At 72.3% G+C, this 12,707-nt stretch carries 9 protein-coding genes; 4 read left to right on the forward strand and 5 right to left on the reverse strand.

Features of this window, described 5'->3' with window-relative positions; translation table 11 throughout:
- Nucleotides 1-58: 58 nt before the first annotated feature.
- From OHT01_RS10240 to OHT01_RS10255, 4 genes are all read right to left on the reverse strand, one after another.
- Nucleotides 59-781: a 3'-5' exonuclease gene (locus OHT01_RS10240; RefSeq protein WP_328552825.1), complete on the reverse strand. Its 723-nt coding sequence runs from the start codon at nt 779-781 to the stop codon at nt 59-61.
- 115 nt (nt 782-896) lie between these two features.
- Nucleotides 897-2,135 (reverse strand): SAV2148 family HEPN domain-containing protein, encoded by a 1,239-nt coding sequence (locus OHT01_RS10245; RefSeq protein ID WP_328552826.1) that lies wholly within the window; start codon nt 2,133-2,135, stop codon nt 897-899.
- A gap of 119 nt (nt 2,136-2,254) precedes the next feature.
- Nucleotides 2,255-3,571: a copper amine oxidase gene (locus tag OHT01_RS10250; protein WP_328552827.1), complete on the reverse strand. Its 1,317-nt coding sequence runs from the start codon at nt 3,569-3,571 to the stop codon at nt 2,255-2,257.
- A gap of 56 nt (nt 3,572-3,627) precedes the next feature.
- Nucleotides 3,628-4,440 (reverse strand): Tat pathway signal sequence domain protein, encoded by an 813-nt coding sequence (locus tag OHT01_RS10255; protein ID WP_328552828.1) that lies wholly within the window; start codon nt 4,438-4,440, stop codon nt 3,628-3,630.
- Nucleotides 4,441-4,618: 178 nt separating this feature from the next.
- On the opposite strand from OHT01_RS10255, the gene glgX reads away from it, so the two are divergent.
- Both glgX and treY read left to right on the forward strand, forming a co-directional pair.
- A complete protein-coding gene (glgX, locus tag OHT01_RS10260) occupies nt 4,619-6,727 on the forward strand; it encodes a glycogen debranching protein GlgX (protein ID WP_328552829.1) in 2,109 nt (702 codons plus the stop codon).
- 151 nt (nt 6,728-6,878) lie between these two features.
- Entirely contained in the window at nt 6,879-9,371 is a 2,493-nt protein-coding gene (gene treY, locus OHT01_RS10265) for a malto-oligosyltrehalose synthase (RefSeq protein WP_328552830.1), read from the forward strand.
- Here the strand turns inward: treY and OHT01_RS10270 are convergent.
- A complete protein-coding gene (locus OHT01_RS10270) occupies nt 9,331-10,593 on the reverse strand; it encodes a cytochrome P450 (RefSeq protein WP_328552831.1) in 1,263 nt (420 codons plus the stop codon). The two genes, treY and OHT01_RS10270, sit on opposite strands and share 41 nt — an antisense overlap.
- A 118-nt stretch (nt 10,594-10,711) precedes the next feature.
- Here OHT01_RS10270 and OHT01_RS10275 point away from each other — a divergent pair, with 118 nt between their 5' ends.
- Nucleotides 10,712-11,071 (forward strand): hypothetical protein, encoded by a 360-nt coding sequence (locus OHT01_RS10275; RefSeq protein WP_328552832.1) that lies wholly within the window; start codon nt 10,712-10,714, stop codon nt 11,069-11,071.
- Between the two features lie 384 nt (nt 11,072-11,455).
- Nucleotides 11,456-12,706, forward strand: coding sequence for a M14 family zinc carboxypeptidase (locus OHT01_RS10280; RefSeq protein ID WP_328552833.1), 1,251 nt, complete (start codon nt 11,456-11,458; stop codon nt 12,704-12,706).
- The last annotated feature ends 1 nt before the right edge of the window (nt 12,707 follow it).

Raw genomic sequence — 12,707 nt, forward strand, 5'->3', positions numbered from 1 at the left:
GACCCCGCCGGCCGGGCGGTGGCCGCGTGTGGAGCGGACGGTCCCCGGGACCGGGTCGTCAGACCTTGTCGTCCACCAGGTCCCGCAGTGGCCAGGTCCCGTCCACCACCGCGTCCGCCTCGCCCTTGCGGCGCAGGAAGGACTGGAAGTCCGCCGCCCATTCCGCGTACCAGTCGATCTGGCGCAGGTGCAGTTCGGCGGGGCCGAGGGCGGCGACCTTGGGGTGGCGGCCGGCTATCGCGCAGGCGAGCCGGGCCGCCGCGAGGGCGTCGGCCGAGGCGTCGTGGGCGGAGTCCAGGACCACCCCGTACTCGGTGCAGACCGCTTCGAGGTTGCGCTTGCCGCGGCGGTAGCGGTCCACGGAGCGGTCGATCGTGTACGGGTCGATGACCGGCGCGGGGTCGATGCCGCCCAGCCGCTCGCGCAGCGAGGGCAGTCCGTACCGCCGCAGCTCGGCGGAGAGCAGCGTGAGGTCGAAGGCCGCGTTGTACGCGACGACGGGGACGCCGGTCCGCCAGTAGGTGACGAGGACGCCCGCTATCGCGTCGGCCACCTCGTCGGCGGGCCGGCCCTCGGTCGCCGCCCGCTCGTTGGTGATCCCGTGCACGGCCACCGCGTCGACGGGGATCTCCACGCCCGGATCGGCCAGCCACTCACGGCGCCCCGCGGGCTCTCCGTCCCTGACCTCGATCACGGCACCCGTGACAATGCGCGACTCGCGCGGATCGGTCCCGGTCGTCTCCAGGTCGAAGCCGATCAGCAGCTCCCGGTGCCAGCCCATGGGCGGCCCCCCTTCTTTGTGGTGCTTTCCCCCAGTGGTCTCCACGATCCCATGAGCCACTGACAATCCGGGGGCCGCGTTCCACCCGCGGCGGAGAACCGAAGGGAACGGCCTTTCAGGACACCGGCCGCGAATCGACCCAAGCCACCTCGAACTCCTCGCGATAAGTCGGGAACAGTCCCTCTTCGGTGGTTTCATCCGGTTTGAGCAGTCGGCTTCCCCCGCGCAGCACCAGGACCGGCGCCTCCATGCCGCGGGTGCGGCGCAGATACGACTGCACGATCGCGACCCCGTCGGAACCGTCCCCGTCCACGAGGTAGGCGGTGAAGCGGGGCGTCTCGTCGTAGACCTGGATCTCGAAGGCGTCCGGGTCGCGCAGCCGGGACCTCACTCGCCGCATGTGCAGAATGTTCATCTCGACGGCCCGGCTCAACTCGCCCCGCTTGATGCCGAGTTCACGCTCGCGCCGTTTGACCGCACTGGACGCGGGATTCAGGAACAGCAGCCGGGTCCGGCAGCCGGACTCGGCGAGGCGGACCAGCCGCCGCCCGGAGAAGTTCTGCACCAGCAGGTTCAGGCCGATGCCGATCGCGTCGAGCCTGCGGGCTCCGCCGAAGAGGTCCTCGGCGGGGAACTGGCGCAGCAGCCGCACCCGGTCGGAGTGCACCCCGACGACGTCCGCGTACCGGTCGCCGACGAGGTCCTCGACGGCGTCCACGGGCAGCCGCCGCGCGGAGGGCACATCACTGCCCGCGCCGAGGATCTCCAGGAGTTTGGCCGCGGCCCGCTCGGCCTGGTTGAGGACCGCCTCCGAGAGAGCGCGGTTGCGCGACACGACGTTGCGGGTCACTTCCAGCTCGTCCAGGGCGAGTTCGACGTCCCTGCGCTCGTCGAAGTAGGGCTCGAAGCAGGGCCAGTGCTGCACCATCAGCTCACGCAACTGGGGCAGCGTCAGGAAACTGAGCACGTTGTCGTCGGCCGGGTCGAGCAAGTACCCCTTGCGGCGGCTGACTTCGCGCACGGCGACGGCGCGCTGCACCCACTCCTGGCCGGCCGGTCCCGCGGCGGCGACCACCCAGTCGTCGCCGTGGACGGGCTCGTAGATGGGACGCAGGACGGCGGCCACGACCGCGCGCAGCCGCTGCTCGACCAGGTTCAGCCAGATGTACGCGCGCCCTGCCCGCTGGGCGCGCGTACGCACCTCGCGCCAGGCGTCGGCACCCCAGTCCAGTTCCGGTCCAATGGATCCCATTTCCATCGGCCGTGCCAGGGACACCGCGCCGGGCGGGACATCTGTGGAGTTCCCCTCGTGACCCTCGTCACCAGGAGGCAGCTCCAGCCCTCCCGAGCCCACCCGCGCACCGCCTTCCGCTCCCCCGAGCACTCCCCAGGGGCCAGGCCCCAATCAACGATCAAGGAAGGGTACTCCGGGAGCGGCGAGCGGTGCAGCCCGATGCACAGGTCGTTTCTCAACTACCTTGGTTCGACATGCCCGTTCTGGTTCGCCAGCTCCGGCGGAGTGAGCGGATTCATAGCGGTGACGTCACGCGGTGCGATGGCGAAGCCCTGCCAGTGGACCGGCATCGGCTGCTGGTCCTCGTCGCGCGCGATGTGGTGGAAACCCACGTTCACCCAGACCACAGGGTGGGTGAGCGTCTGTCCGTCGACCCACTTGTCGACCGATGTTCCGTGTCCGGCACCGCAGTTGCGCAGGTTGTCGCTCGCGAACTGTTCACACTTGTTGTACTCGGTGAAGTAGACGTCGTGCTTGGTGAAGGAACGGCCGAGGTACTTGGTGGTCGCTCCCGGGACGATCTCGTACGAGCGTGCGTGGTTGTCCTTGTTCTTGCCGGAGTTGCTGACGATCCGCCACCAGCGCATGTTCTTGGCGTCGCCCGCGAGTTCCTTGGCGACCTTGGTGACGGTGGTCTTGTTGCTCGGCGCCTCGTGGCCCTGCGCGGGCGGGCTGACCACGGAGTCGTACTGCTCGATCTTCGCCTTGGAGGAGCCGTCCAGGCCGAAGTTGAGCCGCCAGAACACGTTGTGGCTGTGGCTGGTGGCGTAGTCCTTGGCGCCCTTGCCGAGCGGCCAGCCGCGGCCGTCGCCCGCGTCGTAGTCACCGGGCGAAAGACTGCCGGTGGCGCCGATGTTCATGTTGACGGTGCCGTCGTCCTGGAAGCGCCACTCGGTGATGTACTCGTACCAGCCGACCTTGTTGACGGTGTAGACGAGCAGGTCCTTGCCCTGTTTCTGGAAGACCTTGTTCCCGGTGTCGGCCTCCATCCGGTAGGCGTGGCCGCGTGAACGGGTCGTGGTGCAAAGGCCCTTGACGTTCGCGTGCTGCGGGTCCCAGGCGTCGGGGACCTTGACCGTCTTGATGGCGCCGCCAGGACATTCGGCGGGGACCATGTCGACCAGTCCCTGGCCGAAGCCGGCGCCGGTCAGGTCGCTGTACTCGACCGAGCCGTCGTCGTAGGGCACGTCGATCTGGGCGAGCTTGGCGCTGCTGAGGACCTTGATCGGGTTGGCCTCGCCGGGCGGCTGGTAGGAGATGTTCTCCAGGACGAGCCCGGCCTCGCTCTCGTAGTGCCAGCACATCCGCCAGGTGGTGCCGGTGGCGAGCTTCTGCTCGATGCGGTACGCCGCGCTGCAGTCGGCGGACGGGGCGGGAGCGGCCTTCGGCTGGGCGACGGCCGGTCCGGCGGCCGTCGTCGCTCCGGCGGCCAGGGCGAGCGCCGAAAGGCCCACCGCCGCCCGGCTGCGGGCACGGCTGTTTCTGTTGACGCGCATGAAGAAGTGACTCCTTGCGGAAAGCTGAAAGGGTGGGAAGGACAGAGAAGCGGCGCTCAGCCGAGCTTGCCGACCTTGCGGGTGCTCAGATCGATCACCAGATCACGGCTGTCGATCCAGGGCCCGTTCTTGGCCTTCGGGAAGAGCCGGACGCACCGGTGTTCGCCGCAGGAGGCGAGGACGGCGGGCTGGGCGCCCGGCGTCGCGCGGTAGACCATGCTGTTGAGCACCAGCTGGTCGGGCGAGGTGAGCTCCTTGCCGGTGGCGTCCTTGAAGTCGGCCTTCAGGCCGGCGCCGAGCGGGTCGGCGATCAGCAGCTTGGCGGCCTCGGTCATCTCGTCGCGGCTGATCGGCGGCTGGACGCCGTGCTGGACGCCCGTCCCTTCGACCTTCCCGGTGTCGAGGTTGACGGTCTTGGTGACGAGCGTGTCGTCCTTGTAGTCGTAGAACGTGACGTCCGCGCGACGCGGCGCGTTCGGGTCGTCCAGTTCGGCCGTCTCGGGTTCGGCGAGGTCGACGCCGACCCGCTGCGGTCCGCGCGCGCCCTCGACGTTCTCACTGGAATCGAAGAGCTGCCGGTTCACCGCGAGCTGCTCGACGCGCTTCGTCTCGTCGTCGGTGAGGGGGTCCCGGCCCTTGCCCTTCTCCCCCTCGGCCGGCGCCCGCTCGACGACACCGGGCCGCACCGCGCCGCCCTGCCCGTCCTGCTCCGCCTGGCGCGCGGTTCCCCCGGCCCCGAGGCTCCCGCCCGATTCGTCGGCCCCCGCCGACCCCGGAAGGGTGATACCGATCATCACGGCCGTCCCGGCCACCGCGATGGCCGCACCCGCCACCACCTTGCCCAGATGGCGGTGCACTATCTTGCGCACATTTCCCCCTACTCCCCCTATGCCCTCAGGAGTCGCTTGAGTCCCACTGGTTCGGCATACGAGATATGCCTGGTCGCGGGGTAAGAGGGATGTAAGTCATAGGAGGTTCCATCACTTTCGGGGAGACTCGGCTCGGACTCGCCCCCAGGGGCACGGCACTACTGGAAGAGTCATATCCATGCAGGTCTGGCCTGGCGAGGCGTATCCACTCGGTGCCACGTACGACGGTGCCGGTACCAATTTCGCGGTCTTCTCGGAGGCCGCCGACCGTATCGAGCTGTGTCTGCTGCACGACGACGGCTCGGAGACGGCCGTGGAACTGCGCGAGACCGACGCGTTCGTCCGGCACGCGTACCTGCCCGGCGTCATGCCGGGACAGCGGTACGGCTTCCGGGTGCACGGGCGGTACGCGCCGGAGCACGGCCGGCGCGCCAACTCCGCGAAGCTGCTGCTCGATCCGTACGCAAAGGCGATCTCCGGCGCCATCAAGTGGGGGGAGGAGGTGTACAGCTATCCGTTCGGGTCGCCCGACAAGCGCAACGACCTGGACTCCGCCCCCCACACGATGTCGTCCGTCGTGGTGAATCCGTACTTCGACTGGGGCGACGACCGGCGCCCCCGTACGGAGTACCACCACACCGTTCTCTACGAGGCCCACGTCAAGGGCCTCACGATGCGCCATCCGGCGCTTCCCGACGAGCTGCGCGGCACGTACGCGGCGCTCGCCCACCCGGCGATCATCGAACACCTGACCGAACTCGGCGTCACCGCACTGGAACTGATGCCCGTACACCAGTTCGTGAACGACCACCGGCTGGTCGACATGGGCCTCAACAACTACTGGGGCTACAACACGATCGGCTTCTTCGCCCCGCACAACGCGTACGCCTCCTGGGGCGACCGGGGCCAGCAGGTCCTGGAGTTCAAGTCGGCCGTCCGGGCGCTGCACGAGGCGGGCATCGAGGTCATCCTCGACGTGGTCTACAACCACACGGCCGAGGGCAACCACCTGGGCCCGACGCTCTCCTTCAGGGGCCTCGACAACGCCTCGTACTACCGTCTCGCGGACGACCCCCGCTACTACATGGACACCACGGGCACCGGCAACTCGCTGCTCATGCGCTCCCCGCACGTGCTCCAGCTCATCATGGACTCGCTGCGCTACTGGGTCACCGAGATGCACGTGGACGGCTTCCGCTTCGACCTGGCGGCCACGCTGGCACGGCAGTTCCACGAGGTGGACCGGCTGTCGTCGTTCTTCGACCTCGTCCAGCAGGACCCGGTGGTCTCCCAGGTGAAACTGATCGCCGAGCCCTGGGACGTCGGCGAGGGCGGCTACCAGGTGGGCAACTTCCCGCCCCTGTGGACCGAGTGGAACGGCAAGTACCGCGACACCGTCCGCGACATGTGGCGGGGCGAGCCGCGCACACTGGCCGAGTTCGCCTCCCGGCTGACCGGCTCGTCCGACCTCTACCAGGACGACGGACGCCGTCCGCTCGCCTCCATCAACTTCGTGACCTGCCACGACGGCTTCACCCTGCACGACCTCGTGGCGTACAACAACAAACGCAACCAGGCCAACGGCGAGGACAACCGCGACGGCGAGAGCCACAACCGCTCGTGGAACTGCGGCGCCGAGGGCGACACGGACGACGAGGGCGTGCTGGCGCTGCGGGGCCGGCAGCAGCGCAACTTCATCGCCACGCTGATGCTCTCCCAGGGCGTGCCCATGCTCAGTCACGGCGACGAGTTCGCGCGCTCCCAGGGCGGCAACAACAACGCGTACTGCCAGGACAACGAGCTGGCCTGGGTGCCGTGGCCGGAGGACGGCTCCGAACTCCTCGACTTCACACGCGCGATGGTGTGGCTGCGCAGGGACCACCCCGTCTTCCGGCGGCGGCGCTTCTTCCACGGGCGGCCCGTCCAGGGGACCCACGACGAGCTCTCCGACATCGCGTGGTTCACCCCGGAGGGCCAGGAGATGACCCAGCGGGACTGGGGTTCCGCGCAGGCCCGCGCGCTGTCCGTCTTCCTCAACGGCAACGCGATCTCCGAGCCGGGCCCGCGCGGGGAGCGCATCGCCGACGACTCCTTCCTGCTGATGTTCAACGCCTCACCGAAGTCCCTGGACTTCGTGGTGCCGGTCGACCACGGCCGCCAGTGGCAGGTCGTCGTCGACACGTCCCTCCCGGAGGGAGTCGCCCCGGGTACGGGCGCGAAGGTCGAGGCCGGGGACCGGCTGACCCTGGTCGACCGGAGCATGACCGTGCTTCAGCGGCCCGCCTAGGGCGGCGCCTTCCCGGGTCACGCGCGCGTGGGCTTCCGTCGGGGGCCACGCGCGCGGGGCGGGGGTCTCGTGCTCCGGAGCGGGACGCCGTGCGAACCCATATGCGTGCGCCGATGAAAGGAACTCCGGCCGGGCGGGTACGTAGGTTCCCATGACACCTGAGCGTCCCGAACCGGCGATCGTCCGCTCGGCCCTCCGCGGCCCGGTGGTTCCCGTCGTGCCGACCGCCACGTACCGGCTGCAGCTCCAGCCGGAGTTCCCCTTCCGGAGTGCCGAGGCGGCCGTGCCCTACCTGGCCTCGCTCGGCGTCTCCCACCTGCACCTGTCCCCCGTCCTGGAGGCCGTCCCCGGCTCGGCCCACGGCTACGACGTGGTGGACCACGCGCGCGTGCGGGCCGAACTGGGCGGCGAGGAGGGGCTGCGCTCCCTGGCACACACCGCGCGGGCGCACGGCCTCGGCCTCGTCGTGGACATCGTGCCGAACCACATGGCCATGGCCCCGCGCCACAACCACGCCCTGTGGGAGGTGCTGCGCGAGGGCCCGGGGTCGCCCTACGCGCGCTGGTTCGACATCGACTGGGACGCCCAGGGCGGCCGGCTCCTGCTGCCGGTGCTCGGGGACCGCCTCGGCGCCGAGATCGGCCATCTGAAGGTGGACGGCGACATACTGCGCTACTACGACCATGTCTTCCCGCTGCGCGAGGGCACGGAGAAGCTGCCGCTGCGACAGCTCCTCGACGCCCAGTGGTACCGCCCGACCTGGTGGCGGCTGGCCCGCACCGATCTCAACTACCGCCGCTTCTTCAGCATTTCGGAACTCATCGGGGTACGCGTCGAGGACCCGGAGGTGTTCGCGGCGACCCACGCGAAGATCCTGGAGCTTCTCGACGACGGTGTGATCGACGGACTGCGCGTCGACCACCCGGACGGGCTGGCCGACCCGGACGCCTATCTGCGCCGCCTGCACGAGGCGACCGGAGGCCGCTGGACCGTCGTGGAGAAGATCCTCGCGGACGGTGAACCGCTCCCGCCCGCCTGGCCCGTGGCGGGCACCACCGGCTACGACGCGCTGCGGCAGGTCGACGGCCTCTTCACGGACACGGCGGGTGCGAGCATGCTCCTCGGCCGCTACCGCCGGTTCGCGGCCCCGCAGGCCGACCGCGGCGGCCACTGGGAGAGCACGGTGCGCCGGGCGGCGTACAAGGTGGTCACCCACGAACTGGCCGCGGAGGCCGAGCGCCTCACCCGCGAGGTGAGCGCGCTGTGCGACGCGTCCCCCGACCCCGCGCTGCGCGACCACGCCCCCTGGGCCCTGGGCGCCGCGCTGCGCGAACTGCTGGTCCGGCTGGAGGTGTACCGGCCCTACCCGTCCACGGACGCGTCCCTGGTGGTCACCGAGCGGGCCGCCGCCGAGGCCAGGACGGCGTTCCGGGTGCCCGAGGAGGCGCGTGCCGTGGACGTCGTACGGGAGCTGCTGCTCGGGCGGGACGGGGACGCCGACGGGCCCGAGGCGGCCGGATTCCGGGCCCGGTTCGCGCAGACGTCGTCGGCGCTGCGGGCCAAGTCCGTGGAGGACACGGCGTTCTACCGCTATGTGCCGCTGCTGTCCGCGAACGAGGTGGGCGGCGACCCGGGCAGCCCCGCGGTGTCCCCCGAGGACTTCCACGCCCACTGCGCGCGCGTGCAGCGCGACTGGCCCGTCACCGGGACCGTCCTGTCGACCCACGACACGAAGCGCAGCGCGGACGTGCGCGCGGCGGTCTCGGTCCTCACCCAGTGTCCGGAGCGCTGGTCCGACGTCCTGGCGGAGGTGACCCGCGAGGGGCCGGGGATGCCCGACCCGCAGGTGGCGTGGGCCGCGTGGCAGACGGTGTTCGGCCTCGGCCCGGCCACCGGCGGGGACGAGGACGGGAACAGGGACGGGGGCGGTCCGGGGCAGGGGGGCGAGGTCTACGCCGAGCGGGTCCGGGACGCCCTGTCGAAGCACATCAGGGAGGCCGGCACGCACACGGCCTGGACCGAACGGGATCCGGTGTACGAGGAGGCGGTGGCGGCGTTCGTCACCGACGGGCCGTGCGGGCCCCCTGGACGGCGCGTGGCCGCCCTGCGGGCCTCCCTGGCACCCCATGTGCGGGCGAACGTCCTGGGGGCCGCCCTGGTCCATCTGACGATGCCCGGTGTGCCGGACGTGTACCAGGGCACCGAGGACGAGTACCTGGCTCTGGTGGACCCGGACAACCGGGGGGCGTTCGCGCCGCGGGACCTGTCCGCGGAGAAGGTGGCGCTCACGGTCGCCGCGCTGCGGCTGCGCGCCCGGCGGCCGGACGTCTTCGGCGACGCGGCGACGTACGGGCCGCTGCGGGCCGAGGGCCCCGGAGCCGGACACTGCGTGGCGTTCGCGCGGTCGGGAGAGGTGATCACGGCGGTCACCCGGCTGTCGCTGAGGCTGGCCGAGGCCGGTGGCTGGCGCGACACGCGTCTCGCGCTCCCCGACGGGCGGTGGACCGATGTGCTCGTCCCCGGTTCGCCCGAGCGGGAGTTCACGGGGCACGCGCGCGTGGCGGACCTCTTCGGGGGGTCGCCCGTCGTGCTGCTGGAGCGCGTCAGCTCGGACACACCGGGAGGGTTCGCGGAGAGCGGCTGATCAGGCCCTCGGCGGGCGGGCGCGGTCCCGGCGCCCTGCGGAGGCCCGGCAGGACTGCCAGCAGGGCGCGCAGACCGTGCTCCGCCGTCAGCCGGGCCAGCGGGGCGCCCAGGCAGAGGTGCCGTCCCGCTCCGTACGCGAGTTCGCCCGGGTCGGGGCGGAAGGCGTCGTAGCGGTCCGGGTCGGCGAACCGTGCCGGGTCGCGGCCCGCGGACCCGAGCAGACACGCCACGGTGGCGCCCTCGGGGATCGGGCCGATCGGTTCGAGCGCCCGGCGCGGCACGATCTGCAGCGGCGGATCGCGGCGCAGCGACTCGGCCCAGGCGCCGCCCGTCAGCTCGGGACGGGCCCGGATCAGGTCCAACTGGCCGGGGTGGTCGAGAAGGTTGGCGAGGAACGACGCGAGCGCGCGTGCGGTCGTCTCGCCGGCCGCGCCCAGCACCGTCCCGGCCAGGGCCGTCACGGCCTCGTCCGTCAGGGGACGCCCGTCGGGGCGGGCCGTGCACAGCGCGGACAGCAGATCGTCGCCTGGCTGGGCGCGGCGGCGGACGATGTGCGGGCGCAGGTGGGCGCCGAGTCCGGGGCGGTGGCCGCCGAGGTGGTCGAGTCCGGTACGGCACCAGGCGTGCACGCGCACGGTGTCCTCGTACGGCAGCCCGAGCGCGGCGACGGCCGCGGCGGCGGGCAGCCACTGGCAGAACTCGGTCACCAGATCGGCCTCCTGACGGGACGCCAGACGGCGGGCCAGGACGTACGCGGTGCGCTCGACGCCCGATTCCAGGGCGGCCGTGGCGTGGTCCGCGAGCCCCGAGGACACGAGGGCCCGGTACGCGCGGTGCGTACCGTCCTCCTGGAGGGCCGCCGCGGGTCCGGGGTCGGGCGCCGCGAGCCGCCGGTCCGCGAGCGCGGCGCGCACATCGGCGTACCTGCTGATCAGCCAGGCGCCGAACGGCTCGTCGTACACGAGGGGGAAGTTTCCGCGCAGGGCGCGGTACAGCGGCTGGGGATCGCGCTCGACGCCCGGATCGAGCAGGCTCGGCGGCGCGGTCACCCGTACGGACGGCGCCCGGGGCGGCGCGTACGGGGTGCCGTACGCGGGACCCGGCGGGGTCGCCCGCGAGGGACACCCCGGCAGGCGGACCGGCGCCGGGCTCGCGAGAAGCGGAAACGGCGCGCCCGTACCGGCCGGGTCCGCCACCGGCAGGGGCGGCGGCTCGCCCATGACGGACCGGGACGCCCGCAGGCCGACAACGGGCGGCGGGCCCGCCGGGGGCGCCGACGGCCGCCCTGCGCCGGGCGGGGACGACGGCCGGCCCACGACACGCAGCCGCTGCTCACCCGTGCCAGGCGGACACGCCTCGCCCTCCACGGGCGACGACGACCGCGCGGCCTCGACTGGCAAGGACGACTCCCCCTCCGCGGGCGCGGACGACTCGGCCTCCCCGAAGGGCCGGGGCGACCCGCCCGAGACGCACACAGGCGACTCGCCCGTCGCGGGCGGCGACCATCGCGCACCCCCGACAGGCAAGGACGACTCCCCCTCCGCGGGCGCGGACGACCGGGCCTCCCCGAAGGGCCGGGGCGACGTGCCCGGGACACGCGCGGGCGACTCGCCCGTCGCGGGGGCGGGTGAGTGGGCGTCCGGGACGGGTGGGGGCGCCGGTATCGGCGTCGGGCCGCCTTCGCCGGGAAGGCCGTGAGGGCACAGCACCGCGGGCACCACCTCGGGTCGGCGCGCCGGACCCGCGCGCGATTGCTCCGAGTCGAACACCGCACGCCCGGGACCGCAGTCCCCGTACACCCGTACGGGTGAATCGCGTGCCTCGCCCGGGCGCGCCCGCCCGGGGCGCGCGCGCACGCCGGGCGCCCCCTCGCGAGCACCCGTTCCCGTGCCCCCGCCACGTTTCTCCGCAGGCCTGCGGGATGCGGTCCGCCCCGGACGGGGAGGGACCTCGCACCCGCCACGGCGCGTTGCCAGGGGAAAATGCCACCGCACGCCCAACGGAGCGGCACCGTCGCGTCCTTGACAGTTCCCCGAGACCGTGGAGTACTGCCAAAAGCGACGCAGGGCGGACAAGTCGGGGGTGAGTCACCTGCCGGAGTTGCGCTACCCCAGTGTGACCGAAATCGTCTCGTCCGCCTGGGCGTTGGCGGCCCACAGGCCCGACCTGTGCACCCTCAGACAAGTGGGCACCTCCCGCGCGGGCAGGCCCCTCCACCTGCTGTCCGTCGGCAACGCCCGGCGCGCCGTGCTCGTCGTGGCCGGGGCCCACGCCAACGAACCGACGGGGGGTTCGACGCTGCTGTCACTGGCCGAACGTGTACTGCACCAGCGGGAGTTGAGAAGGGACACCGCCTGGCACTTTCTGCTCTGCGCGGACCCCGACGGGGCGAGCCTGCATGTGACGCCCGCGCCCCGCACCCTGCTCGACTACCACCTGGGCTTCTTCCGTCCGGCCGGCCCCGAGCAGCCGGAGTGGTCGCCCTCCGTCCTGCCGCCCGACCGGCTGCCCCCGGAGACCCGCGCGCTCACCGGGGTCATCGACGAGCTGCGGCCCTACCTCCAGGTGACACTGCACGGGACCGATCTGGGCGGCAGCTGGGTGCAGTTGACCAAGGACATCCCGGGCCTCGCGGAGCCGTTCGCCAAGTCGGCGGCGGAGCTGCACATCCCGGTCGAGACGGCCGCCTCGGACGCCGCGGGCTGGCCCGCCTCGGGGCCCGGGGTGCATGTGATGCCGGCGCCGGGCTCGGACACGGCGTACCCGAGCATGCCGGACGACGCCCGGCACAGCACCTGGTACCACGCCCACCGGTACGGCGGTCTGACGGCCGTCGTGGAGGTCCCGATGTGGGCCAGCGACCTGGTGGACGACCCGGCGCCGCACCCCGCCCCCGCGGCGGCGATGCGACGCCTGGCCCACCGGCTGCTGACGGACGCGTACCAGGTGGAGACGGTCCTCGGGCGGGCCCTGCCGCGACTGCGGGGACCCGACGGGCCCCTGCTGCGGGCCGCGAAGTGGGCGCTGGAACTGGTGCCGGGCCTCGCCGCCGACTGGTCGCAGCCGCCCCCGGTGGACACCACGATGGCGTACGTGGGCAGCGTCGACGCGTTCGGCCGGCGGATCCCGCTGCGGGCCGCCTCGATGCTGCTGCGCGTCCTCCAGGAGGCGGACGACCGCGAGGCACCGCAGCTCGAACAACTGGTCGCGGGCTGGAGCGACGCCTTCGCCGAACGCTTCCGCGCGCGCTGGGTGCCGCTGGAGAACCAGGTCGAACACCAGGCCCGTACGGTCATGGCGGCCGCCCGGCACGCGCGCGAGGGCGCGACGTGAC

Source organism: Streptomyces sp. NBC_00358 (assembly GCF_036099295.1).
Classification (GTDB): domain Bacteria; phylum Actinomycetota; class Actinomycetes; order Streptomycetales; family Streptomycetaceae; genus Streptomyces.

Bases quoted from the DNA above. Each gene is read 5' to 3' on its own strand.
- OHT01_RS10240 (WP_328552825.1), bottom strand. From the start codon at position 781: ATGGGCTGGCACCGGGAGCTGCTGATCGGCTTCGACCTGGAGACGACC.
- OHT01_RS10250 (WP_328552827.1), bottom strand. From the start codon at position 3,571: ATGCGCGTCAACAGAAACAGCCGTGCCCGCAGCCGGGCGGCGGTGGGC.
- glgX (WP_328552829.1), top strand. From the start codon at position 4,619: ATGCAGGTCTGGCCTGGCGAGGCGTATCCACTCGGTGCCACGTACGAC.
- treY (WP_328552830.1), top strand. From the start codon at position 6,879: ATGACACCTGAGCGTCCCGAACCGGCGATCGTCCGCTCGGCCCTCCGC.
- OHT01_RS10270 (WP_328552831.1), bottom strand. From the start codon at position 10,593: ATGGGCGAGCCGCCGCCCCTGCCGGTGGCGGACCCGGCCGGTACGGGC.